Source organism: Marinobacter sp. AN1 (genome assembly GCF_026013985.1).
Lineage (GTDB): Bacteria > Pseudomonadota > Gammaproteobacteria > Pseudomonadales > Oleiphilaceae > Marinobacter > Marinobacter segnicrescens.
Map to the genome: position 1 here is coordinate 691,092 of NZ_CP110342.1, position 23,572 is coordinate 714,663.

Consider the following 23,572-nt stretch of genomic DNA (forward strand, 5'->3'; position numbering starts at 1 on the left):
TACAACTCACTTACTGTCCGTTTCCAGGGATTTCAGGGTGGAGGGATAGCCGACATCGCCCGTTGCCTGGGTTAAGGCTTCCACCGATGTTCGTGTGTCGTCAAAGGTAATCACGGCTTCTCGATCCGGATAGCTCACGTCGACTTGTGAAACACCGTCCACCTTGTTCAAGGCCAGCTTGATGGTAATGGGGCATGCGGAACAGGTCATCCCCGGAACCGAAAGCGTCACCGTCTGCATGGCCGCCCAAGAGGGCATGCTGAGCAGGGCGAAAAGCAACGTCATGGCAAAGCGCATTTTCATGGGACAATCTCCTTTCAATAAAACAGAGGAAGAGCATAGGGAAACAACAGGGCGACCAGTATCAGTGCCGTTACTGCCCAAAAGATCACCTTATAAGTCGTTCGCACCCGTGGTACGGCACACACTTCACCGGGTTGACACTGTTCCACTGGCTGGAAGATTCGACGCCAGGCGAAGAACATGGCCACCAATGCAACGCCGATGAAAATCGGGCGGTAAGGTTCAAGAGCCGTGAGGTTGCCCATCCAGGCACCGGAGATACCCAGCGCGACAAGTACCAGCGGTCCGAGACAGCAGGCCGAAGCCAAAAGGCCCGCAATACCTCCCGCAGCCAAGGGGCCACGCCCCGATTTGGAATTCGACATAACGCTGACACCTTTCATGGTTTCATTCGATGAGATAAGGTTACTTCCGTAGTCAGCTACGGAGTCAAGGGGTATGCCGGATAAAGCGAATTCATTGACCATCGGTGGCCTGGCTAAGGCTGCCAACGTCCATGTCGAGACAATCCGCTATTACCAGCGGCGACGTCTAGTGCCGGAGCCGGAACGTCCTCCAGGTGGTATTAGGCGCTATGGTCCAGCTGATATCGAGCGGTTAATGTTCGTGAAAACCGCTCAGCGGCTGGGCTTCAGTCTTGTCGAAATCAGTGACCTGCTACAACTTGAAGATGGCACTCACTGTCAGGAGGCCAGCGCTCTGGCCGAGCACAAGTTGCGGGACGTGCGTGAGAAAATCGACCAACTGGGGAGAATCGAGAAGGTACTGGGCGAGATGGTCGAGCAGTGCCATGCCCATCCGTACAATATTACCTGCCCATTGATTGCATCATTGCATGAGGGGGGCAGTGGGGGGGACGATCAACGTGAAAGAACATGATTTTCACTCGACTGAGGGCTCGAGGGAGAGCGGATGTTTTATCCCCGGATAGTCCCCACACCCAAGCTTCTGAGGAACTTATGTGCGCCGCCAACATCTTACTCTGGTAGCCGAATTGGCGGATACGGTGATGGAGCGTGTCTGTTTGCACCTCCGCCAATGTAGGTTAAAGTGGACGACTATCTTCCCACGCGGAAGGTGTTTTAGCTGTTCTGTAATCAGGATATCAGTGCGATGATCACACGGCTTATGGGACTGGCAGTACTACTGCTCGTGGCTCTTCTCCCCGTTGCACAGGGAGTTGCCGCGACCTCTTTTGAGGCGGAACCCATGGCCGTGGCTTGTGTCATGTTGCCAGACACCCAGGTGATGCATGACTGCGCCGGGCTCAATGCCGAGGGTAGCTGCAGTAGCCCGTGTTCAACGTCCCATGTCGGGAAATCTGCAATTAGAGACTCGGTAGTGCTGTTATCTTCCCCCTGCCCGAAAGGCTATTCTTCTCATTCCGGCCGTGTACTTTCTGGCCCAGACCCTTTTCCTCCCAAGTATTCAACAGTCTCCTGAACCTTTGATTACCAGAGGCTTTCGCTTCGAGTGCCTGTCGTTTGGCCTTGCGCGGTAGACCACCACGTAGGCAGCTTTGCTGGTGATTTTATCGACTGATGAATACATGAAAACGGGAACGTATCTGTGATGTCATTCTATCTGGAATACCCGGTGCGCGGCATGACCGTGCTCTGCCATAAGCTTTCGATGGCACTTTTTTTGAGTTTATTCGCTGCCTTGGCCTCGGCGTCACCACCAATGGACCCGGGAATCAAGGCACTGCAGGAGAGAATCGGTTTTACGGTGACTGAACGCTTCTCCACGCCAGCCGAGGGCGTGACCGGCTATGTTGTAAAGACCGGCGACGGGAAAACCGGAATCCTCTATGGTCTCGGTGACCTCACTTTTTCCGGCGCACTTCTGGAGAGTGATGGCAACGATCTGACCCGCGAATATTCCGCTCGTTATATACCGAAGCCGACGTATGCGTCGGTTGCCGAGCAGCTCTCCCGGGACCCCCATCTGGTGAGCGAGGGCGGTAAAGATGCCCCTGAGGTCTATATCTTCGCGGATCCCAACTGCATTTTTTGCCACAAATTCTGGAAGCAAACCAGGGATTGGGTTGCGGAGGGGAAAGTCAGGTTGCACTGGGTCATGGTCGGGTTTCTCAAACCGTCCAGCCTGGGGCTTTCTGCAGCAATCATGAACGCAGAGGATCGAGCCGCGGCGCTCCAGGTGTTTGAGGAAAACTTCGGAAAAAGCGGTGACGGCCGCGGCATTTCTGAACTCACTCCGATCCCGGCCGACCTTCAACAGGCCCTCGAACAACACGGTCAGTGGATGGCCGAGGCGGGTTTCAGCGGGACGCCAGGGCTGCTGTTCAAGGACACGAGCGGACAATGGCGGGGCCAGACTGGTGTGCCCAGCCAGGAAGCGCTCGGCAGGATGCTGGGAGTCACTGAGTAATGGATCAGCTGCCCTCATTACTCATTGCCGGCCAGATCATGATGGCGGTTATGGCAGGTCTACTGCTGAACCTGACGCCCTGCGTGCTGCCCGCGATCCCCATCAAGTCCGGACCATCCTGCGGGAGGCGGGCGGCCAGAGGTCCCATCGGGTGCTGGCCGCGTTGGCATTCACGGCCGGAACACTCACCTTTTTCCTGACGCTGGGCGGCCTGACCGCACTGCTGCAGTGGAACTGGGGCACGTTGTTCCAGTCAACGCTATTCGTGGCCGTCCTGGTTGCGTTAATGGTCGGGTTTGCGGTGATTACCTGGCTCGATCTGCCCATCCCCGTCCCGACATTCGCCGCCTCGGCGCATGGCCGGCGTTACTTTGAAGCCTATGTATCCGGGCTGTTGAGTGCGATTCTGGCCGCGCCCTGCGCAGGACCATTCCTCGGTGGCGTTCTGGCCTTTGCCGTTACCCAGCCGACACCGGTCATCATGGGGATATTCGGCAGTATCGGGCTGGGGCTGTCGTTGCCCTACGCGGTACTGATGCTCAGGCCCGAGTGGCTGAGCCGTTTGCCCAAGGCGGGCCCCTGGACCGTAGCCATTCGTGAAGTGCTCGCGCTGATATTGCTGGCCGCCGCCGTGTTTTTCAGTGCGAGCCTGGTGCCCAAAGCGGTATACCCCTGGCTGTGGTGGGCCTGGCTGGCGCTGGTGCTGGTCTGGGGTCTCCGCCGTTTCGTTCAGGGGAACGGTGCCGTGCGCGTGATCACTGCAACGGCGACAGGCCTTGCCCTTGCGGTGACGGTGGTATTCGCATCTCCGTTGGGCAGCGGCGAAGACGAACTTGTCTGGCAACCCTACTCAGCAGAACTCCTGGCGGACACAAAAGCCCGTGGCACGCCGTATTTGCTGGAGTTCACTGCCGATTGGTGCATCAACTGCAAGGTCCTGGAGCGCACCGTGTATAAAGAGCCCGCTGTGGCTGAAGCCGTAGCGCGGGCCGGCATGGTGCCGATTCAGGTGGATGTGACAGCAAGCGATCCCGAAAAAGACGCATTGTTAACCGCGACGGGTGGGCAAGCTTTGCCTTTTGCAGCGGTTTTTGCCGGTGACGGCGCCGTTGTCGCCCGTTTCACTGGGCTCTTTGATACCGACAGCCTGGTCGAGGCGATCAACCGCACCGAGAATTCACAACCCTAGATACTGGAGATGAACCATGACAACCCTAGCCAAAGTATTGCTGACCGGCATAGCGGTTTTTCTGATCGCGATCGCGGCGTTCATGTTGATCGGTACCAATTCCGGAAAGGCCCCTGGCTCAGCCCAGCCTGAACAAGCCAGTTCCGACCCCCAGGCGCCAGTTGCCCGCACGGGGTTGGCAGATTCTTCCGATAAGGTCCGCCTCAATCTTGCGGAAGGCGGCAAAGCCCTGATAGGGGAGACCGGTGAAATTGTTCTGACACTGGACATTGAACCGGGCTGGCACGTGAATGCGAATCCAGCCTCCATGGAGTTTCTGATCCCCACCGTCGCCAAGTCTTCGGCTGGCGGCCAGTCGCTCGATATTCCGACGGAGTACCCGCGCGGCCGGGTCAGTGACATTGTGCTGGGTGACACCGCCCTGGAGGTGTACGACGACGGTGCGAGCATCCGGCTGCTGCCAGATGAAAAACAGACCACCGCGCTGAAAGAGGCAGGCAAGCTTGACATGACAGTACGGGTGCAAGCCTGCAGTGACGAGGGCGTTTGCCTGGCACCGGCTGACCTGCCCGTTTCGCTGAATCTGGACGATACCAAGCCACAATAACCCGGGATTCCCTTCGGAAAACAACTCAAATGGAGAGTGACTGTGAACAGTGTATTCAGAGTATTGCTGATTGCCATGGTTGCCCTGGGTAGCACCAATGCCATGGCCCATTCCATGGAGGATGTGGAGGCCTCGTTGAATGAGAAAGAGCGGTATGCCCAGTTTGTGGATCAGCCGGCCCCTGAATTTGATCTTACAGGCGTTGATGGCAATACCCTTTCCCTTGCCGACTTAAACGGCAAAACCGTTGTGCTCAATTTTCTCTACACGCGCTGTACCGAGGCCTGCCCTTTTCATATGAACCTGATACGGCAGTTGCAAACCGGGGTTGAAGAAGAAGGGCTGAGTGAAGAGGTGGTGTTCATCACCATTGCCACGGACCGGGAAGATGTTGCCGGGACCCGGGACAACATGCGCGCGTATGGCGACAATTTCGACCTGAACCCCGATAATTGGCACTTTCTGTACCGGGGCGAAGGTGAACCGCCCGGGTTGACGTCGGAGCTCGCCAAAGCCTACGGCGTTCAGTTCAGGGATACGGGTGAGGGTGTACAGGTCCATGGTGTGGTAACCCACGTGATTGACCCGGAAGGTCAGATGCGGGCCCGGTTCCATGGATTGAAATTCAAGCCTGAGCATCTGGTGACCTACCTGACGGCCATTGCCAAAGGCCCCAACGCGGCAGCCGATGATGGGTTCTGGGGCCGACTGCACGGGCGAATTGAAGAGCTGTTACAGAGTGAGTAACGCGTGGGGCACCATGCGGGCAACAAACCGACCACTGTAATCAGGAGTAATGTCCAATGAGTCACCAGCGCATATCCGCCGCCCGTGGAATCGCCGTAGTCCTTTTCGCGCTTGCTATTTCCATAGCCGCTCCAGTTATGGCTGCAGGGAAAGTTCCGAAGTCCGTGGGCCCCAGGGGTTCCTGATCTGGGAGTCCCCTCGCACTCTGCCCGAGCTGGCTTTTGAGGACGAAGACGGCAGGCCGCTGACACTGGCTGACTTTAAGGGTAAGGCGATATTGCTCAATATCTGGGCGACCTGGTGCCTGCCTTGCCGTGAGGAAATGCCGACGCTGGACTCACTTCAGGCTCAACTGGGCGGCGAGCAATTTGAAGTGGTCGCGCTGTCCGTTGACCACGCAGGCATCAGTGTTGTTGAGAAATTCTACCGGAAAACAGGCATCCAACATCTTCGCCAGTATATTGATCCGTCGACACTGGCGACCTCAACACTGGGCATAGAAGGTGTTCCTACAACGCTGCTGATTGATCACAACGGTCGCGAAATTGGCCGCCTGGTCGGTGCCGCGGAATGGGACAGCCCGGCCATGATGGATTTGATGACCCGTGCCATTGACGGGATTCGGAACTGACCGAGGGTCACTCCGACTGAAAGTCTGTCTTTGCAGAGATGAGGCAATGACCAAACCAAAGACTTTATTGAACCCATGGCTCGGCTCCGTAGCGATAAAGCCAGGCATGGGCGCCTTCCATGGAGAGTCGGGAGACAATAAGCCCCATAAACATTGGGCTCATCAAATCGTGATCGGTTTTGACGCAAGCGTTGAAGTCATGTCCAGTGAAACACGGTGCGAGGGAAGGGGGTTGTGGATACCAGCTGGAGTTACCCATCAATTAAAACTGTCCAGGGTACTGTGTATTTACATCGATCCAAACCTTGATGTCTGCAATGCTTTACTGCCTTATATCAAAAACCCGTCGAAGCGATCCATCCGGGCACTCGATGAGGATTTCATTACGGAGTGTTTGTCTCGCTTTACTGGCACCGAAAACCTGTTAATTGCACTGAAAGCTTTCGAGCGACAATATCGGGGTAGTAAGCCATCTGGTCCAAAGAGCAGGTTGAGCGACGTTTTAGAAGCATTGAATGCCGAAGCATCGGGAGGACGATCAGTCTCACGAGCCGAGTTGGCGAAAATGGTTTGCCTTTCTCCAAGCCATTTTTCCCACTGGTTTACCGAATGTACCGGTTTACCTTTGCGCAGCTATAGAAAGTGGCTAAAGCTACTAACCGGGTTTGAGTTATCGCGCGAGATGTCACTTACTGATGCAGCAATTGCTTCGGGATTTTCTGATCAAGCCCATTTCTGCAGGTCTGTTACTGAGGCATTTGGCGTTTCCCCAACGGTTATTCAACGGCTTTTATCCAAATAATCAGCTTTTTCGTTCAATTTGGCTGCGTGCATCCGTGAGATGCTGAACGCTCTAGTTAGCGAGGGCTGTTGGAATGATTCGTAACGTAATGTGGTTAGTTAGGCTTTTGTATTTGCCGTTGTTTTTGCTCGTGGGTAATGGTGTTGCTGTCTATCTCGTTGCCGAAGGTTTCAACGCCGGTTGGCTGGGGTTGTTGATCCTGGTGTTTATAGGGATTTCTTTCGCCACTGAAAGACTTATCCCCTATGATCGGGCGTTCAATGAGCCTCAACAGGATCAGCGGCGCGATGTGCTCCATGCACTCATGAACGAGTCGCTTAATGTTATTGGCATAGCTGTACTCCCATTAATTGCAGGATTGCTCGTTTTGGCACCGATCTGGCCTTCCAGCTGGCCACTGGTTTTCCAATTGCTGTTGGCAATCCTTATTTCTGATATTGGTATCACCCTGGCGCATTTTGCCAGTCATCGCCTTCGGTTGCTGTGGCGCCTACATGCCATTCATCACAGCGTAAAACGGTTGTACGGCTTTAATGGGCTTATGAAACATCCACTGCATCAATTTATAGAAACAGTTGCCGGAACGACACCATTGCTCATTATAGGAGTACCGCAGAATGTCCTGATGTTGTTGGTGGTTGCAGTTGTACTCCAGTTGCTACTGCAACACTCGAATGTAGCGTATTTTACCGGACCGCTGAAAAAGGTTCTCGCAATCAACTCCGTGCATCGTTTCCATCATTTGAATACGGCAAAAGAGGGTGATGTGAACTTCGGGCTTTTTACCACCTTGACTGATCGCTTTTTAGGCACGGCTTACTTCGATTCCGAGCGAACGATCGGCACTAAGGATCTCGGTATTGCTTCAGAGCCGAATTACCCAACGAACTACTGGCAACAGTTGATGCAGCCTTTTCAACGAAACAGGAGATGATGAGGTGCTTGCTCCATCTGCCGACTACTCAGGCTCCGTGTTGTCGAAAAGATCTGCCAGGAAGCGGATTTTCAACATCTGCGCAAGTATATTGATTCGCCCACACTGGTTACCCCAATACTTGGCATAAATGCCTCAGGCTACTGCTGCATGCTTTCTTCACTGAGCCCTTCGAGAACCCCACAGGCTCCAATGTCCCGATCATCGTTGCAACTCGCTCTCAACGACGTGAGTTGTTTCTCCAGTACCTGAAGATCGGTTATCCGAGACCGTACATGAGCGAGGTGATCATCAAGCAAGGTGTTGATGGCCCTGCAAGGCTGATGGGCGCGCCCTGATAACGCTGTAACTCATGAATTTCAGCGAGTGACAGCTCGAGTATTCTGCAGCGCCGGATAAAGGCCAGTCGCTCAACATGCCGTTCAGTGTAAATACGGTAGCCGTTGTCCTGACGATCCGGCGGTGGTAACAAGCCCTCTCGCTCATAGAAACGGATGGTCTGGGTGTCAACCCCTACGGACCGCGCCAACTGACCAATGCGCATCGGGTGTCTCCTCAACAAATGGTATCTGTTCTATTGACCTTATAGTTACTATATAGTTTTAAATCATAATCCGACAATACCCAAGTGGAGCCGTATCATGAGTAAATCCTGTGAAGACGCCTGTGGCTGCGACGCAACACCCGCCGAGGGTAATGCCGGGTCGGAGGCCTCTGAAGCGTCCGGCAACTGGATCAGTGTGTATACCGTACCGAAGATGGATTGTCCTTCGGAGGAACGGATGATTCGCCTGGCCCTGAACGGTTTTGAAGACATTCGCGGGCTGTCCTTCGACCTGTCTGATCGGCGGTTGAAGGTTGTGCACGATGGCGAGGCTGAGCCTATCACCTCGAAGCTGGCAACCCTCGGGCTGGGAGCTTCGCTTCAGGAAACGGCCGCTGCCGACCCTGAGTCAATCAAGGCGGTCGGGGATACGGCTATCTCTGCCGAGCAGGAGTCCGGCACCCTGCGTTGGTTGCTCGGTATCAATGCTGTCCTGTTTGTGGTGGAAATGACGGCCGGCCTGATCGCGCACTCCACCGGTTTGATTGCAGAATCCCTGGACAATTTTGCCGACGCGGCCGTGTATGGGCTCGCCCTGTATGCGGTTGGGCACAGCGTGAAAATGCAGGTGCGTGCGGCGCATCTTGCGGGCGTACTCCAACTGATACTGGCTGTGGGCGTACTCGCAGAGGTGGTGAGGCGCTTTGTCTTCGGCAGTGAGCCTGAGTCGCTGGTAATGATGGGGATTGCGTTCATCGCATTGATCGCCAACACCACCTGTCTGCTGCTGATATCCAAACATCGGAAGGGCGGTGCCCACATGAAGGCGAGCTGGATATTCTCAGCCAACGATGTGGTGATCAATCTGGGGGTCATTACCGCTGGCGCCCTGGTCGCGTGGACTGGCTCCAATTATCCGGACCTTATCATCGGCAGCATCGCGGGGATTATCGTACTCAACGGTGCCAGGCGCATCCTGGCGCTCAAGGGTTAAACAATGTCCATCGTTGCCAAAAAACTCTTGCCGTATGGCCTGCTGGCTATTTCGGGCCTGATTGCGGCGTCTGATCAGGTTGTAAAATGGTCGGTCCAGCAGTCAATGGCGTATGGCGAGTCGATTCCGGTGACCCCGTTCTTTAACTGGGTGCATGTCTGGAACACCGGTGCCGCATTCAGCCTGTTTGCCGATGGCGGAGGTTGGCAGCGGTACTTTCTTATCTCAGTCGCGGTAGTTGTCTCGATTGTACTGATCGGGCTGATTCTTCAGTGCCGCCGCAGGGGAGAAGCCATCGCGTACAGCCTTATTCTTGGCGGTGCCATGGGCAACCTGATTGACCGGATATTTCGTGGCTATGTTGTGGATTCCTTTGATGTCTATTGGCAATCCTGGCACTGGCCAGCCTTTAACCTTGCCGATATCGCCATTGTGCTGGGCACCGTGCTTTTCCTCTATGTCAGTTTTATACCCGAAAAATCGGGCACGAACGTCGAGCTCGATGGATCAGGCTAAAAAACATCTGACAAACGCCTTGACCTTAAAGTTGACTTTAAAGATATCGTCTGTACTGACAAACCGAGAACGACAGCCAAAGCAAAGGAGAATGAAACGATGACATTGCAACTTGGAGAAACCGCTCCCGATTTCACCGTCGCATCCACCGAAGGGAACATTCAGTTTCATGAGTGGCTGGGAGACGACTGGGCCGTGCTGTTTTCACACCCCGCCGACTACACCCCCGTCTGTACCACAGAGCTCGGTGCCTTCGCGAAGCGTAAGGACGAGTTCGCCAGTCGCGGTGTAAAGCTGATCGGGGTCTCCGTCGACCCGCTCGACTCCCATAAAGACTGGGCGAAGGATATCGAGAAAACCCAGGGCAAGGGGCTCAATTTTCCCCTGTTGGCAGACAAGGATCAGGTGGTTGCCGACCAGTACGGAATGATCCATCCAAAAGCCGATCCCAAGGTGACTGTTCGAACGGTATTCATTATCGATTCCGCGAAAAAAATCCGTCTGATGCTGACGTATCCGCCCAGCACCGGGCGCAATCTGGACGAGATCCTGCGCGTCATTGATTCGCTCCAACTGACCGACAACCACAAAGTAGCCACGCCGGTGGACTGGAAGAATGGCGAGGATGTGATCATCGTTCCGTCGCTCTCCAACGAAGAGGCCAAAGAGCGCTTCCCCGACGGATGGGATGAGCAGACACCGTATCTGCGCGTTACCCGCCAACCTGGTCGGAAGTAATAGAGAATTCGTCAGCTGGCCTTGTGGCTGGCTGACGAAGCAATACCTGAGAAACCTTCACCGATAGGTTCGGTCATCGCCGAACCCGCAACCGAACACGGCCCCGAAATGCTTACCCTGACAATCCCTGAAGTTGGTCTCTTCGCGTTATTGATTGCACTTTGCCTGTCGCTGCTTCAGGCGACCGTGCCCTTGCTGGGAGCCGCCACCCGGCGCCCGTTGTGGATGGCATTTGCAGAGCCCATGGCATGGGGGCAATTTGTTTTTCTACTGGTTTCTTATGCCAGCCTGACCGCCAGTTTTCTTCTGGATGATTTCAGCGTGGATTATGTGGCCCGTAATTCCAACTCGATGCTGCCCTGGTACTACAAGTTCACCGCCGTCTGGGGCTCTCATGAAGGCTCGGTGCTGTTATGGAGTCTGATTCTCAGTGGCTGGGGCTTTGCCGTCAGTCTGTTTTCCCGCCAGTTGCCACGGGATATGCTGGCACGGGTTCTGGGAGTTCTGGGTGTCGTCAGCGCAGGGTTCCTGCTTTTCATCGTCGTTACGTCCAGTCCCTTTGATCGCCTGTTGCCGGGCATGCCAGCCGACGGTGCCGATCTGAATCCGTTGTTGCAGGATGTTGGCCTGATCATCCATCCGCCGATGCTTTACATGGGCTATGTGGGTTTTTCAGTGGTCTTTGCTTTTGCCATCGCTGCGCTGATCGAAGGGCGTCTCGATGCGGCCTGGACGCGCTGGGTTCGGCCGTGGACCAACATTGCCTGGGCCTTTCTGACCCTCGGCATCGCTCTGGGTAGCTGGTGGGCCTACTATGAGCTGGGTTGGGGCGGCTGGTGGTTCTGGGATCCGGTGGAAAATGCATCGCTCCTGCCCTGGCTGAGCGGGACAGCGCTGATACATTCACTGGCGGTCACGGAAAAACGCGGCACGTTCAAGAGCTGGACGGCACTGCTGGCGATTTTCACGTTCTCACTCTCGTTACTGGGCACCTTCCTGGTGCGCTCAGGGGTACTGACCTCGGTTCATGCCTTTGCCAATGATCCATCTCGGGGGCTCTTCATTCTGGCGTTGCTGGGAATAACGGTCGGCGTCTCGCTTTTGATCTTTGCGCTACGGGCGCCGCGAATGAGCGCCAATGCGGGCTTTAGCTGGCTTTCCCGGGATGCTCTGTTGCTGATCAACAATATTTTGCTGGTCACCATGACGATCACGGTCCTGATGGGCACCCTGTACCCCTTGATCCTGGATGCACTCGGGCTGGGCAAGGTCAGTATCGGCGCGCCTTACTTTAATAGCCTGTTCGTGCCACTGACCGTCATGCTGTGTGCCTTTATGGGGCTGGGGCCGGTCTCACGCTGGAAGCAGATGCCCGGTCGGGAGCTGTTCCGGCGACTACTGGGGGCGGGCTTGGCCGCACTGGCGATTGCGATATCGATACCGTTTCTTTACAACGGCCAGTGGAATGTCGCCGTGGCGCTGGGGATGGTGGCGGCCCTGTGGGTAGTACTGGCGTTGGTGCGCGACCTGTTTGATAAAGTCCGCAATGCGTCCTCTGCGCTGTCCGGATTGCGTAAGTTGACCCCTTCATACTGGGGCATGGTGGTCGGCCACGTGGGCCTGGCCGTCACCATCGTGGGCGTGGTGATGGTGTCGAACTACGCCATGGAGCGTAATGTGCGGCTTGATATCGGTGAGCAGGTGAATCTGGGCGGGTACGATTTTACGCTGACCGAACTGGGCGAGCGTCGGGGGCCCAACTTCCTCGCCGATACGGCGACCATCGAGGTTGCCCGTGAAGGCCGGATTGTCACCACCCTGTACCCGGAGAAGCGCCTGTACATTGCCGAGGCAGCCGATGACCGATGTCGCACTCGACCCCGGCCTGTTGCGGGACCTTTACGTGGCCATGGGGGAGGAACTGGACGACGGCAGCTGGGCAATGCGCCTACAGGTCAAGCCATTTGTACGCTGGCTTTGGCTGGGTGCGCTGCTGATGGCCTCCGGGGGCGTGCTGGCCGTGGCAGACCGTCGCTACCGTCGCCGCCGTGCAGCCGCAGCTGACCGCGAATCGATGAGGCCGGCACGCGAGGTTCGCGCATGATGCGTCGCCTGTTGCTGCTGCTTCCGTTGTGGTGTTCCTTGGCCTGGCCTTCTTTTTGTACCGGGGGCTTTCGCTGGATCCCAGTGCTCGCGAGTCAGCCCTGATAGGCCAGGCGTTTCCCGCGTTCACGCTCCCGACGCTGGAGGACCCTGATACCGAGGTGGATGAATCCCTGCTTCGCGGGCAGATATCTCTGGTCAATGTCTGGGCATCCTGGTGCCCGACCTGCAAGGAGGAAATGCCCCAGCTACTGGCGCTCTCCGAGCGCGGCATTCAGATGGTGGGCATCAACTATAAAGACGCCCGTGACCTGGGGCGACAGTTTCTCGAAGAGTTCGGAAAACCTTTCGAGGTCAACATCTTCGATCCTGCCGGTGACCTGGGTTTTGAAATTGGCGTGTATGGCGTGCCCGAAACCTTCCTGGTCGACGCAGACGGTATCGTTCGATACAAGCACGTTGGGTACATAACGCCCGCCCAGGTGGATGAAGTCATGATGGAGGTAGAGAAATGGCGCTAACCCTGAAGATCCGTTGCTGTGTGGTCATCGTGCTTTTGATGGCCTCGTTCCAGTCGATGGCGGATACGGCAATTGATGCGCGTCATTTCGAGGATCCGGTGATGGCGGAGCGTTATCGCGACCTTACGGCGTCATTGCGGTGCCCTAAATGTGATGCTCAAGCCATCGACAGCTCCGATTCGCCGGTGGCGGCGGACATGCGGGAGCGGGTAGCGCTGATGCTTCATGAGGGGCGTGCGGATAAGGAAATTCTTGATTTCATGGCTAATCGTTTTGGCGAGTTCGTTCTTTACAATCCGCGCCTTGACGGGCGCACGTGGCTGCTTTGGGCGTTGCCGGCGGCGCTGGTGGCAGGGGGCGCCATGGTTGTGACTGCGTTTGTCCGGGCACGCAGACACCGGCGAGTGCGGCCGCTCTCCGAGGAGGAACGTACCCGCCTGGCCGCCCTGATTCATCGTCACCGTGAGGGATCAGAATGATTATGCTCTGGTTAGGTATCGGCACACTGCTATTTCTTGCGCTGTGGTTTCTGAGTCTACCGTTGCGAAGAACAAGGGCGACCCATGACTGGCAGCAACGGTTTGAGGCCGATGATCATGCTGAGGAGCAAAACCTGGTCGTTTATGAGCGCCGGCTTTCAGCACTGGAAAGTGCCCGCGATCGCGGTGAAATTGACGTCGCCCGCTTTGAAGAAGGCCGCCACGAGCTAGACCGCAATCTGCTGGAAGATACTGAGGGTCGCCGTCGCGCACCTCTCAAGAACCCTCTGGCTGGGCGTTTTGCGATCCCTCTGGCGATGGTGGCTCTGGTGGCTGCAAGTGTTATTGGATATCAGTGGGCAGGCGCGGATGGAGATCTGGCTCTGTATGCCGCCCAGCAGAACGCGCTCAACACGCCCGGCGTCTCAATGAAAACCCTGGTTGGCCGGCTCGAAGAGGAGGCCGAGACTCAGCCGGATAATCCCAAGGTCTGGGCGTTGCTTTTACCGCTTTACCAGAAGATCGGTCAACCGGGTCAGGCGATTGGCGCCCTGGAACGAATGATCGAACTCGAAGGTCGCAGAGTAGACCTTCTGGCCCAAACGGCTCAGATTAAATTCTTTATGGCCGGGCGCAGCCTGACCGATGAAGTGCAGGCGCTGGTCGACGAAATACTCGACAAGGATCCTCGTGAGCCAACGGTGCTGGGCATACTGGGGGTCGAGGCCTTTGACGACGGTCGCTATGAACAGGCGATCAATTACTGGCGCCGTGCATTGGCTGGCTTCGGTGATAACGAGTCCGCACAGGCCATTCGCAACGGTATCGCTGTTGCCAGACAAAGACTGGAGGGGGCCGCCAATGGCACGGGCACTGTCACTGATTAGAACCTAGCGCACTTTCACATACGGAATCAGGAAAGCTTATGCTTCAGTATCCTCAAATCGACCCGGTAGCCATTGCACTGGGCCCGCTAAAAATTCATTGGTACGGCCTGATGTACCTAGTCGGTTTTCTTGCGGCCTGGTGGCTGGGGCGTCGTCGGGCTCATCGGCTGGGGTTGAATGCAGACGCTGTCGAAACATTGATTTTCTACTGCGCGATGGGTGTCATTTTTGGTGGCCGCCTCGGTTATGCGTTCTTCTACGGTTTTGACAAGCTGGCAGACAATCCGCTTTGGCTGTTCAAGGTGTGGGAAGGGGGAATGAGTTTTCACGGCGGCTTGACCGGCGTCCTGATTGCAGCCCTGGTCTTCGCCCGAAAGCAGAACCTGCGGTTTTTCCAACTCACGGACTTTATAGCGCCATTGGTACCAATTGGCCTGGGAGCAGGGCGCCTTGGCAATTTTATCAATCACGAGCTCCCGGGACGGATTAGTGATGTTCCCTGGGCCATGGTGTTTCCCAATATGGGGGAGGCGCCACGCCACCCGTCGTCATTGTATGAGTTCGCCCTGGAAGGTGTTGTGCTGTTTGTTGTGTTGTGGTGGTTCTCACGCCACCCTCGCCGGATAGGCGCAACGTCCGGCCTGTTCCTGTTGCTCTACGGAATTTTCCGTTTTGCGGTCGAGTTTGTTCGCCTCCCTGACCCGCAACTGGGGTTCATTGCCCTCGGCTGGGTGACCATGGGGCAGTTGTTGACCCTGCCGATGATCCTCGGCGGCCTTGCCTTAATCGCCTGGTCAAGACGTCAACCGAACAATAAAGCGGAGGCGGCGACAGCCAGATAAAAGCTGTCTTTGCTTGTTTGTTGACTCACGATGGAAATTTAAAATGAAAGAAACTATTGCTCATTCCGGAGCCTGGGGTATAGCGGCAATCATGATCGTGCTGATCTCCTGGGTCATGTATCGTTGGCTCGCTCCCAGGACATGGCGGGAGTGGGGCAGTGCCGGGGTGGTGCAGGCATTTATTATCGCATTGTACGCGGAGATGTACGGCTTCCCTCTCACTGTTTATTTGCTCGTGCGGTTCTTTGACTTGGACGGAAGTGACCTCAGTGCGAATCTCTGGTCTTCGCTGCTCGGTATCGGCGAGATGGGTATGCTCGTCGCGATGCTGCTCGGCTATGCTCTGGTTGTGACTGGCATCGGTATTTTTCTGCAGGGATGGCGAGAACTTCACCATGCACACCAACAAGATCGCCTTGCTACGGATGGACTCTATAGCGTCGTGAGACATCCTCAGTATACGGGCCTTTTTCTCATCCTGTTCGGGGAGGGAGTTGTGCATTGGCCGACGCTGTTCTCCATTAGTCTGTTCCCCGTCATCGTTCTCGCCTATAGCCTGCTCGCACGCCATGAAGAGCGAAAGGTGATTGAGCGGTTTGGGGAGGAGTACCGAACCTACCAGCAGGATGTGCCGAGGTTTATTCCACGAGCGGGCCGACTTGCAAAACTCATTGGCAAGTCCCGCTCGTGGCTGGGCTGACACACAGGGAAGAGTACTGCGTCGAGGGAGTGCTTGTCTGTAGAGGCCAACGAAACCGCTTAAGACGATGCTCGGTCATCCATAACCATTATCAACTTTGCAAGGGGGCTCCTTATGCAGAACTTTAGATTCTCTTCTGGACAGCCTGATGTAGCAGGCTTTTATGATCCGCGGTCTTCCAGTGTCCAGTATGTGGTTTCCGATGCGAGAACCCTAAAGTGCGCCATTATCGATCCGGTTCTTGATTTCGATGAGAAATCCGGCTCGACAGCATTTCATCTTGCCGATGAGATCCTGGCATACATAGCAGAGCAGGGACTCGAGGTTGAATAGATATTGGATACTCATCCTCATGCCGACCATATGTCCGCCGCACACTATCTGAAAGAGAAAACAGGGGCGCCAACGGGGATAGGCACCTATGTAAAAGACGTGCAGGCACTATGGAAGGACCTTTACAACTGGCCTGTTTTTCCTGCCGATGGCCGTCAATGGGACCATCTTTTTGCGGACGGCGATGTGGTCCGGGTCGGGTCAATTCAGGGCAGGGTATTGTTTTCTCCCGGCCATACGCTGGCGTCAGTTACCTATTTACTGGGTGATGCGGCTTTTGTGCACGACACGCTTTTCCAGCCTGATAGCGGTACTGCCCGCGCCGATTTTCCGGGTGGCGATGCCCACCAGCTCTGGCAATCCATTCAGGAGATTCTGGCCCTGCCCGACGAGACCCGGCTATTTACCGGCCATGACTATCGACCGGGCGGGCGAGAGGCAAGGTGGGAGAGTACCGTGCGCGAACAGCGGGAAACCAACAAGCACCTGATGGGTGATCAGACTGAAGGTGGATACATCGCCATGCGGAACGAGCGTGACAAAGAGCTCCCCATGCCCAAGCTTCTCCTCCATGCGCTGCAAGTGAACATACGTGGCGGTGCACTGCCGGAGCCTGAAGACAATGGTCGGCGCTACTTGAAGATACCTCTTGATGCCTTTGATGGCGCAGTTTGGGACTAGCGACAAAGACCGATAAAAAGGAGGTTCAAATGAACATCGGCCTGCTCGACGAGCGATTGAATGTCATTGCCCTGTCCAGCCTGAAAGGTCGCTAGGCTCCGCAGTACCGCCAGAAGCGCATCTTCAGCCGTGTCGGCCTTGAAGCCTCTGGTCGAATAGCCGGGAGCGTGTGGTGTGTTGAGGACCGCTTCTTTGGAGAGATCGTGACGACAGCTTTTTCAAGGATTGCCGGGGACTATGATGATCTCTGGCTTTTAACCGATGGCTACCGGGACTGGATGCTGACCAAGACCCTTGGGCATTTGAGTATGCGAAGGAATAGTAACTTCGCGGACCTGGGAGGTGGAACCGGCATATTTGCTCACCTCCTGAAGCTGGGCGTGCCGCTTGAGCCTGACGCCATATGCGTGGACCCCTCCGACGCCATGCTCTTGAACGCAGGGCGGTACCGAGGCCTCCAGACATATTGTGAATCTGCTGAAACGTTTGCCCATAGGCAGGTGCCACTGGACCGGATTCTTATCAAGGAATCGATCCATCACGTCCGGAATCGTCAGAGTTTTTGGGAAAAAATATGCTCAAGTTTAAGGCCCGATGGCCGTATCTTGGTGGTGACTCGGCCCAGTCTGCCCGAGCTCCCCCTTTTCAAGCGGGCGATGATTGCCTTTTCGGAGAGCCAGCCGGAACTTGAAATTCTTCTCGATGAAATCTCCAGTTCGGGTCTCAGAGCTGTGACAAACACGGAGCAGTACCACGTCCAGATCCCGAAGGAGCGCTGGTATGCAATGCTTCGGGCTCGGTTTATGTCGAATCTGGCAGGCTTTACTCCCGATGAAATTGAGGACGGTATCCTGGAAGTCGACAGCCAGCTTGACGGAGATCAGGTCCGCTTCACTGACCGTTTGTTCTTCGTGGTTATTGAGCATGAGCCACAATGACCAAGCTGGGGGGCCTCACGTGATATCTGGTTTATGCGTAAGACTTTACGGTCGAGTGTATTCGTACGGGAAGTTAACAGGTGATGGCGCGGATGATTAATACAGCTCGCTTTTGAGAATAACAGATGGATCCTTCTATATTTGGTTTCTCCCCCTATGTGGCCGCATTTGTATTTGGTCTCCTTGGGGGCGCGCACTGCATCGGCATGTGCGGCGGTATCATGGGGGCACTGACCTTTTCGGTACCTCCCGAGCTCCGGCGCCCCCATCGTGTGCTTGGATTGTTGCTGGGCTTTAATGCAGGCCGCATTGTCAGCTATATGGTTGTCGGGGCCTTGGTTGGTTTGGTGGGAGCCGGGCTGAGTCATGCTCTGGACAGTATTGCTCTCGTGTTGAGAGTTGTGGCCGCCGTCATGTTGATACTCATGGCTTTATACATCGCGAACTGGTGGAAGGGCCTGGTTAGAATCGAGGCCGTTGGCCGCCATGTCTGGGCGTTTGTTGCTCCTGTCGGTAAGCGGTTTATGCCGGTTGTCCGGGCACGCCAGGCATTCGGTTTGGGCGCAGTCTGGGGATGGATGCCCTGCGGCCTGATATACTCAATGCTTGCCTGGAGTCTTTCGATTGCAGAGCCGCTCCAGGGTGCCGCACTGATGGGTGCGTTCGGGCTTGGAACCTTGCCGACGGTTCTGGCAACGGGTGTTGCGGCAAGACGTATCTCGGGCTGGATTCGGAATCCGGCAACACGAAACGTGGCTGCTCTATTGATCATCTCGTTTGCCACCTGGCAACTGTGGCATTTGCATACCATGGGCACCATGAATTGAACATTGGATCTCCCGTTCCGATAGCCAGGGTAGCTGGAAGGAACTTTCACTTTCCATGCAATCAAAATGACATGAGAACGTTGGCCTTGTGTCGAGATAATCATTTTTTGCTTTGCAGGCTTACGCGAAGGACTGACAGCGAGGTGTGAGGAAATGAAAGTCAATGAAATTGCAAAGTTGGCGAATGTCTCGCCGGATATCGTTCGGTTCTATAACCGTGAAGGACTACTTCGGCCACGAAAAGATCCCCGGAACGGGTATTATGTGTATAGCTCGGAAGACTTGCGGCGTTTACGGTTTGTTCGCATGGCTAATAAAATGGGTTGGAACCTGAGTGAAGTCAAAGTCATTCTGAGTCAAGGTACGGAAGGTGGCTTGGCTAGCGGCGATCTGGAGAAACTATTTACAGACGGCCTTTGCAGACTGGATCAGGAGCTAAAGGAGCTCGAGCGACTTCGTGATGACATGAAAGGCACAATCCAGCTTTGGAGACAGATGCCTGATGGTGTCCCCAATGGCCATTCGGTCCAAAAATTGATTGAGCAGTGGGGCTACTGGCAGTCCTGCCCATTAATCGCTTGACGCTTTGTGAAGCGCGCGCCTTACTTTCTCGAAAAATACTGTAAACACAAATACCTGATTTATTCTATTTTAAGCGCCGACCGCTCAGAGTTTTCCTGGCTACGTTGTAGCTTTGCGTGCTTGATCCATACTCGACCATCACGCCTTGTAGTGTATGGTCGGCTTCCAGTTGTGGGACAACGGCTCGTCGATGGCAAACTTCATTAATTCAGGAACCCTCCTGAATAAGAGCAACGAGATCATTTCGAATCTCCTCAGCGCTCAGATCAGATCTCATTAACAATCGGGGATCGCCCTCACGATCAAATACATAGATCGTGACCTGCCCCCAACTTTCTAACCCATTCTGATCTTAGTAATGTTCATCACCAGAGAGGACGATGAACATGAAGAAGCGATTCACCGAAGAACAGATCATTCCCATTCTGAAGGAAGCCGAGGCTGGCCTGCCGGTCAAAGAGCTGTGTCGCAAGTACAACATCTCGGACGCAACCTTCTACACCTGGCGTAAGAAATACGGTGGTTTGGAGGTCTCTGAGGCCCGTCGTTTGAAGGCCCTGGAGGAAGAGAACGCCCGGCTCAAGAAACTGCTGGCCGAGTCCATGCTGGACACAGAAGCTCTGAAGGCGGCTCTCAACCGAAAGTACTGACCGTCGGGAACAAGCGCGAGGCTGTGCGTACCATGCTGTCGGAGACGACGATATCCGAGCGCAAAGCCTGTTCACTCGTCGGGTTATCCCGCGCAACGATGCGGTATCAGTCTCAGCGTTCTCCAGAGGAGCGTGAACTGACAGAGCGCATCAAAGCCATTGCGTTCGAACGTCGCCGGTTCGGGTACCGGCGTGTTCATCAGTTGCTGCGTCGTGAGGGTGCTGAGGTGAATCACAAGAAGGTTTATCGACTTTACCGGGAAGCAGGCTTGGCCGTCCGCAAACGCAAGCGCCGTAAAGGGGTGATGGTCGAACGGCAGCCCTTGGTTCTGCCCGATGCGCCGAATCATACGTGGTCTATGGATTTCGTCATGGATTCTTTGGCCAACGGGCGCAGGATCAAATGCCTGACGATCGTGGATGATTTCACCAAGGAATGCCTCGACATTCCCGTTGCTATGGGAATCTCAGGCGAACAGGTGGTCCGCACCCTGGATGGCATAGCGGCCTTCAGAGGCTATCCAAAGGCCGTCAGAACCGATCAGGGGCCGGAATTTACTGGCAGAGCATTGGATCAATGGGCCTATCATCATGGCGTTGAGCTGAAGCTGATCCAGCCTGGAAAGCCGATGCAGAATGGTTACGTCGAGAGCTTTAACGGAAAATTCCGGGATGAGTGTCTGAATGAACATTGGTTCCGGGATCTTGCTCATGCCCGCGAAAAGATCAGCAACTGGCGCTTGGACTACAATGAGCGGCGACCGCATTCATCCTTGGGGTATCAGACACCCCTGGAGTTTGCCTCCGCTCTCCGACTTGGAAAAACTGATTCAAAAGTAACGGACATTACTAGGGAGCAGTTGGATTAAAGACTGGGGGCAGGTCACTGTGTCCAAACCAGAAGGTCGTAATTTCAGTGCAAAGGTCAGAATTGTCGAGCTGGTAAAAATGTGCGATATGCCGTGGACACACCAAGGACACAATTTGGACACAGGACAAATTTTATGTGCCGGACAGGGCAATTTCGAAAGCAAGGCAGAGGTCATTACCTGGGTCGAAGCTTGAGTGATTGCTGTTTCGAAAAACGGGTGCGGCAGGCAAGATTGCGGCATGTAACGTGTTGAATTGCCATTAAAATGGCCCGCCCGAGAGGATTCGAACCTCTGACCTCCGCCTCCGGAGGGCGGCGCTCTATCCAGCTGAGCTACGGGCGGTCTTCAACAAAGTTGGCATGTTTGACCGTTGCCTTCGGTTCCGGATTTTTCTCCTGACCCTTGCCTCCGGAGGGCAGCGCTCTATCCAGCTGAGCTACGGGCGGTTTCAAACTCACCGGTTGGCGGTGATTTCGAGTGCGCAATCTTACGTGGGCCGACGAGATCTGTCCAGCCCTCCCTGTCCCGCTCTTTTGATCTTTTGATGTCAGTTGCCGGTCTTTGCCTATACTTGATAAAAGGCAATTTGGCGTTCGTTTGTGAGTGAGTTTCCGATGATCGAGCGACTGGCAGACAACGATGGTATTCGCTACCGGCTGACCCCCAACCGGTCCATCAGTTGGCCGGGCCTGGTTCGGGTCTGGCTTGGACTGGTTGTGGTAACGGGCTGCGTGGTAGTGGGCTGGACCCTGGCAGGCGTCTGGCTGGTGATTCCCTTTGCCGGGCTGGAGTTGACGGCTGTAGGTGCAGGCCTGTGGTATACCGCCCGCAAATGTGCACGACAGGAAGTGATCACGTTTGGTGCCACGGAAGTGGTGCTGGAGAAAGGCCATCAGCGCCGTGAACAGCAGTGGCAATGGCCGCGAACGTCGGTAACGATCCTGCTCGATCCTGAGCCACTCCCGTGGATGCGGGAGCAGGTCTGGCTATGTTCCAGGGGGGAGGAGATTCCACTGGCGGACTTTCTGAACCCCCGGGAGTCCCGGGAACTGGTCACGGTTCTCCAGAGTCAGGGGTTGCACGTCACCCGACGAGCCCGGGAATTTGTAGGCATCTGGTTCTGACCGGCACTACAGGCGGGTCTCAGGCGTCAGGCTGACCACCGTATTGCCGTTCCCCACCGTCACTTCGCCATCCTGGATGTTGATCTGCAGGTTCATGGTGCGGTCTGCAAGCTCGGCCAGTGCCGCGGTATCATCCTGCGCCAGCGCGATGACCGACAGGTTGTTATGGCGCTCAAGGCGGTTGTGCAGCTTCTCCCACCATACCGGCAGCGCCCGGCCACCATAACCGTAGATGGTCACCCTGTCCGCCCGGTTGCAGGCCTTGCGAATCCGGTCCTCATCGGGAAGCCCGGTTTCGATCCAGTATTCTATGTGGCCAGTGAGGTCCTTCTGCCAGAGATCAGGCTCGTCGTCGGTGCTCAGGCCACGGGTGAATTCCAGAGCATCGTTGGCGTTCAGGGCAAAGGCCAGCAGCCGTACCATCATGCGCTCGTCGGTCTCGGAGGGATGGCGGGCGATGGTGACGTGATGGTCGGCGTAGTAATGGCGGTCCATGTCGGCGATGTTGAGGGTCGCCTTGAACACGGTGGCTTTCAGGGCCATGGCTGCTCCGTGGTTTTTTCTGGGAAGATGGCAAGTGTAGCGGATTTTGCGGATCTGCTGTCGTGTGATTTTTGTACAAACCCGCCAAACGGGTTGCAATCACGTCTGCGAATAACAATAATTATCACTAAGTTTGATTGGGCCGAGAGATTCCTCTATGTACGTCTGCCTCTGCACTGGTGTTACCGACCGCGAAATCCGTGAAGCTGCTGAAAACGGTGTCAGCTCTATGCGCCAGCTTGGTAAGGAGCTGGGTGTTGGTCGCCAGTGTGGCCGTTGTGCCTGCACGGCCCGGGAAATCCTCCGCGAGTCCCGTTCCTCTGATTACCTGGCCCTGGCCAACCTGCTGGCCCAGCCTGCCTGAGCGGAGCGCCACCCTGGCCAGCGCCGCTGTCAATGACGTCTGTCAAACGTAAACCATTCTCTGGCGAGATTTTTTCTTGGTGGATTAGCGTCTATCCTTGTTGAATCTGCTGAGACAAGTCAGCGGTTCCATCGATAAACGGCGTCCGGTCAGACGGTCGTCAGTCTGAATGAGCGAAAGAGAGGAGGCCCTGGCCGTGAAAGGTGACAAGAAGGTTATCCAGTTTCTGAACAAGGTGCTGGCCAATGAGCTGACCGCCATTAACCAGTATTTCCTGCATTCACGGATGTACAAGGACTGGGGCATCACCAAGCTGGCGGACAAGGAATACGAAGAGTCCATTGACGAGATGAAGCATGCTGACCAGCTGATCGAGCGTATCCTGTTCCTGGAAGGCCTGCCCAACCTGCAGGATCTCAACAAACTGCTGATCGGTGAAAACGTCCAGGAGATGATCGAGTGTGACCTCAAGCTGGAAATGACGGCGCATTCCGACCTCAAAGAGGCGATTCTGTACTGTGAGGAAGTGCAGGACTTCACCAGCCGGGAACTGTTCCGCAGCATCCTGGACAGCGAGGAAGAACACATCGACTGGCTCGAAACCCAGCTGGAGATGATTGGTCAGATGGGCATCCAGAATTACATCCAGCTGCAGTCCGGCGCTGCCGAGTAAGCTGCATGCTGCACTGAAGTCGGGCGTAACCGCCTGGCGATGCCCCGTTTCGGAACC

26 protein-coding genes, 1 tRNA gene and 3 pseudogenes are annotated in these 23,572 nt (G+C 55.5%); 25 read left to right on the forward strand and 5 right to left on the reverse strand.

All coding sequences use genetic code 11. The features are described 5' to 3' along the window. Nucleotides 1–6: 6 nt before the first annotated feature. Together merP and merT are read right to left on the reverse strand one after the other, a co-directional pair. Complete coding sequence (gene merP, locus LJ360_RS03050; RefSeq protein WP_011784884.1) at nt 7–303, reverse strand: mercury resistance system periplasmic binding protein MerP; 297 nt, start codon at nt 301–303, stop codon at nt 7–9. A gap of 14 nt (nt 304–317) precedes the next feature. Continuing rightward, on the reverse strand, nt 318–668 hold the full coding sequence (gene merT / locus LJ360_RS03055) for a mercuric ion transporter MerT (protein WP_091854731.1): 351 nt from the start codon (nt 666–668) through the stop codon (nt 318–320). A gap of 73 nt (nt 669–741) precedes the next feature. Between merT and merR the strand changes: the two genes are divergently transcribed. From merR to LJ360_RS03095, 8 genes are all read left to right on the forward strand, one after another. Next, a complete protein-coding gene (merR, locus tag LJ360_RS03060; protein WP_091854706.1) occupies nt 742–1,182 on the forward strand; it encodes an Hg(II)-responsive transcriptional regulator in 441 nt (146 codons plus the stop codon). A gap of 693 nt (nt 1,183–1,875) precedes the next feature. Continuing rightward, nucleotides 1,876–2,694, forward strand: coding sequence for a thiol:disulfide interchange protein DsbG (dsbG, locus tag LJ360_RS03065; RefSeq protein WP_091854709.1), 819 nt, complete (start codon nt 1,876–1,878; stop codon nt 2,692–2,694). 151 nt (nt 2,695–2,845) lie between these two features. Then, on the forward strand, nt 2,846–3,883 hold the full coding sequence (locus LJ360_RS03070) for a protein-disulfide reductase DsbD family protein (protein WP_264995214.1): 1,038 nt from the start codon (nt 2,846–2,848) through the stop codon (nt 3,881–3,883). 16 nt (nt 3,884–3,899) lie between these two features. Beyond that, entirely contained in the window at nt 3,900–4,490 is a 591-nt protein-coding gene (locus LJ360_RS03075; RefSeq protein WP_091854713.1) for a protein-disulfide reductase DsbD domain-containing protein, read from the forward strand. 42 nt (nt 4,491–4,532) lie between these two features. Continuing rightward, on the forward strand, nt 4,533–5,237 hold the full coding sequence (locus LJ360_RS03080) for an SCO family protein (RefSeq protein ID WP_091854715.1): 705 nt from the start codon (nt 4,533–4,535) through the stop codon (nt 5,235–5,237). 49 nt (nt 5,238–5,286) lie between these two features. Beyond that, nucleotides 5,287–5,868, forward strand: coding sequence for a TlpA family protein disulfide reductase (locus tag LJ360_RS03085; protein WP_264995215.1), 582 nt, complete (start codon nt 5,287–5,289; stop codon nt 5,866–5,868). Between the two features lie 46 nt (nt 5,869–5,914). Then, nucleotides 5,915–6,670, forward strand: a complete 756-nt coding sequence (locus LJ360_RS03090; RefSeq protein ID WP_091854716.1) for an AraC family transcriptional regulator — start codon at nt 5,915–5,917, stop codon at nt 6,668–6,670. A 73-nt stretch (nt 6,671–6,743) separates the two neighbouring features. Beyond that, complete coding sequence (locus LJ360_RS03095) at nt 6,744–7,604, forward strand: sterol desaturase family protein (RefSeq protein WP_202348797.1); 861 nt, start codon at nt 6,744–6,746, stop codon at nt 7,602–7,604. A gap of 140 nt (nt 7,605–7,744) precedes the next feature. Here the strand turns inward: LJ360_RS03095 and cadR are convergent. Then, nucleotides 7,745–8,148: pseudogene (cadR, locus tag LJ360_RS03100) on the reverse strand (Cd(II)/Pb(II)-responsive transcriptional regulator). Nucleotides 8,149–8,245: 97 nt separating this feature from the next. Here cadR and LJ360_RS03105 point away from each other — a divergent pair. The 14 genes and pseudogenes from LJ360_RS03105 to LJ360_RS03170 all read left to right on the forward strand — a co-directional run bounded on the left by LJ360_RS03105 (nt 8,246) and on the right by LJ360_RS03170 (nt 20,808). Then, complete coding sequence (locus tag LJ360_RS03105) at nt 8,246–9,142, forward strand: cation transporter (RefSeq protein ID WP_264995216.1); 897 nt, start codon at nt 8,246–8,248, stop codon at nt 9,140–9,142. 3 nt (nt 9,143–9,145) lie between these two features. Next, complete coding sequence (lspA, locus tag LJ360_RS03110; RefSeq protein ID WP_199449270.1) at nt 9,146–9,658, forward strand: signal peptidase II; 513 nt, start codon at nt 9,146–9,148, stop codon at nt 9,656–9,658. A 99-nt stretch (nt 9,659–9,757) separates the two neighbouring features. Further along, on the forward strand, nt 9,758–10,396 hold the full coding sequence (locus LJ360_RS03115; RefSeq protein WP_058089838.1) for a peroxiredoxin: 639 nt from the start codon (nt 9,758–9,760) through the stop codon (nt 10,394–10,396). Nucleotides 10,397–10,504: 108 nt separating this feature from the next. Beyond that, nucleotides 10,505–12,500: pseudogene (locus LJ360_RS03120) on the forward strand (heme lyase CcmF/NrfE family subunit). Nucleotides 12,501–12,528: 28 nt separating this feature from the next. Further along, nucleotides 12,529–13,020 (forward strand): DsbE family thiol:disulfide interchange protein, encoded by a 492-nt coding sequence (locus LJ360_RS03125; RefSeq protein ID WP_264995217.1) that lies wholly within the window; start codon nt 12,529–12,531, stop codon nt 13,018–13,020. After that, on the forward strand, nt 13,011–13,499 hold the full coding sequence (locus LJ360_RS03130) for a cytochrome c-type biogenesis protein (RefSeq protein WP_264995218.1): 489 nt from the start codon (nt 13,011–13,013) through the stop codon (nt 13,497–13,499). Before LJ360_RS03125 ends, LJ360_RS03130 begins: the two co-directional genes overlap by 10 nt. Continuing rightward, nucleotides 13,496–14,386, forward strand: a complete 891-nt coding sequence (gene ccmI, locus LJ360_RS03135; RefSeq protein WP_264995219.1) for a c-type cytochrome biogenesis protein CcmI — start codon at nt 13,496–13,498, stop codon at nt 14,384–14,386. Before LJ360_RS03130 ends, ccmI begins: the two co-directional genes overlap by 4 nt. Nucleotides 14,387–14,424: 38 nt before the next feature. Further along, nucleotides 14,425–15,228 carry a prolipoprotein diacylglyceryl transferase gene (gene lgt, locus LJ360_RS03140; RefSeq protein WP_264995220.1) on the forward strand — a complete coding sequence of 268 codons (804 nt, stop codon included), beginning with the start codon at nt 14,425–14,427 and terminating at the stop codon, nt 15,226–15,228. A gap of 43 nt (nt 15,229–15,271) precedes the next feature. Further along, entirely contained in the window at nt 15,272–15,928 is a 657-nt protein-coding gene (locus LJ360_RS03145) for a methyltransferase family protein (protein ID WP_264995221.1), read from the forward strand. Nucleotides 15,929–16,042: 114 nt separating this feature from the next. After that, nucleotides 16,043–16,942: pseudogene (locus LJ360_RS03150) on the forward strand (MBL fold metallo-hydrolase). Between the two features lie 203 nt (nt 16,943–17,145). Beyond that, nucleotides 17,146–17,880 carry a class I SAM-dependent methyltransferase gene (locus LJ360_RS03155; RefSeq protein ID WP_264995222.1) on the forward strand — a complete coding sequence of 245 codons (735 nt, stop codon included), beginning with the start codon at nt 17,146–17,148 and terminating at the stop codon, nt 17,878–17,880. A 125-nt stretch (nt 17,881–18,005) separates the two neighbouring features. Then, nucleotides 18,006–18,707 (forward strand): sulfite exporter TauE/SafE family protein, encoded by a 702-nt coding sequence (locus tag LJ360_RS03160; RefSeq protein ID WP_264995223.1) that lies wholly within the window; start codon nt 18,006–18,008, stop codon nt 18,705–18,707. A gap of 153 nt (nt 18,708–18,860) precedes the next feature. Then, entirely contained in the window at nt 18,861–19,289 is a 429-nt protein-coding gene (locus LJ360_RS03165; RefSeq protein WP_264995224.1) for a MerR family transcriptional regulator, read from the forward strand. Nucleotides 19,290–19,675: 386 nt separating this feature from the next. Beyond that, nucleotides 19,676–20,808, forward strand: a protein-coding gene (locus LJ360_RS03170; RefSeq protein ID WP_264995225.1) for an IS3 family transposase whose coding sequence is annotated in 2 segments (ribosomal slippage) — nt 19,676–19,934 and nt 19,934–20,808 — 1,134 coding nt in all. Because the reading frame shifts where the segments join, the coding sequence is not laid out codon by codon here. A 268-nt stretch (nt 20,809–21,076) separates the two neighbouring features. On the opposite strand, the gene LJ360_RS03175 is transcribed toward LJ360_RS03170, so the two are convergent. Then, nucleotides 21,077–21,153 (reverse strand) — tRNA-Arg (locus tag LJ360_RS03175). A gap of 257 nt (nt 21,154–21,410) precedes the next feature. Here LJ360_RS03175 and LJ360_RS03180 point away from each other — a divergent pair. After that, a complete protein-coding gene (locus LJ360_RS03180) occupies nt 21,411–21,935 on the forward strand; it encodes a DUF2244 domain-containing protein (RefSeq protein WP_264995226.1) in 525 nt (174 codons plus the stop codon). A gap of 6 nt (nt 21,936–21,941) precedes the next feature. Here the strand turns inward: LJ360_RS03180 and LJ360_RS03185 are convergent, their stop codons facing one another. After that, a complete protein-coding gene (locus tag LJ360_RS03185; protein ID WP_264995227.1) occupies nt 21,942–22,478 on the reverse strand; it encodes a YaeQ family protein in 537 nt (178 codons plus the stop codon). A 157-nt stretch (nt 22,479–22,635) separates the two neighbouring features. Between LJ360_RS03185 and LJ360_RS03190 the strand changes: the two genes are divergently transcribed. Together LJ360_RS03190 and bfr are read left to right on the forward strand one after the other, a co-directional pair. Further along, complete coding sequence (locus LJ360_RS03190; RefSeq protein WP_091848798.1) at nt 22,636–22,842, forward strand: bacterioferritin-associated ferredoxin; 207 nt, start codon at nt 22,636–22,638, stop codon at nt 22,840–22,842. A 196-nt stretch (nt 22,843–23,038) separates the two neighbouring features. Next, nucleotides 23,039–23,515, forward strand: coding sequence for a bacterioferritin (gene bfr / locus LJ360_RS03195; RefSeq protein WP_091848978.1), 477 nt, complete (start codon nt 23,039–23,041; stop codon nt 23,513–23,515). Nucleotides 23,516–23,572: the final 57 nt, after the last annotated feature.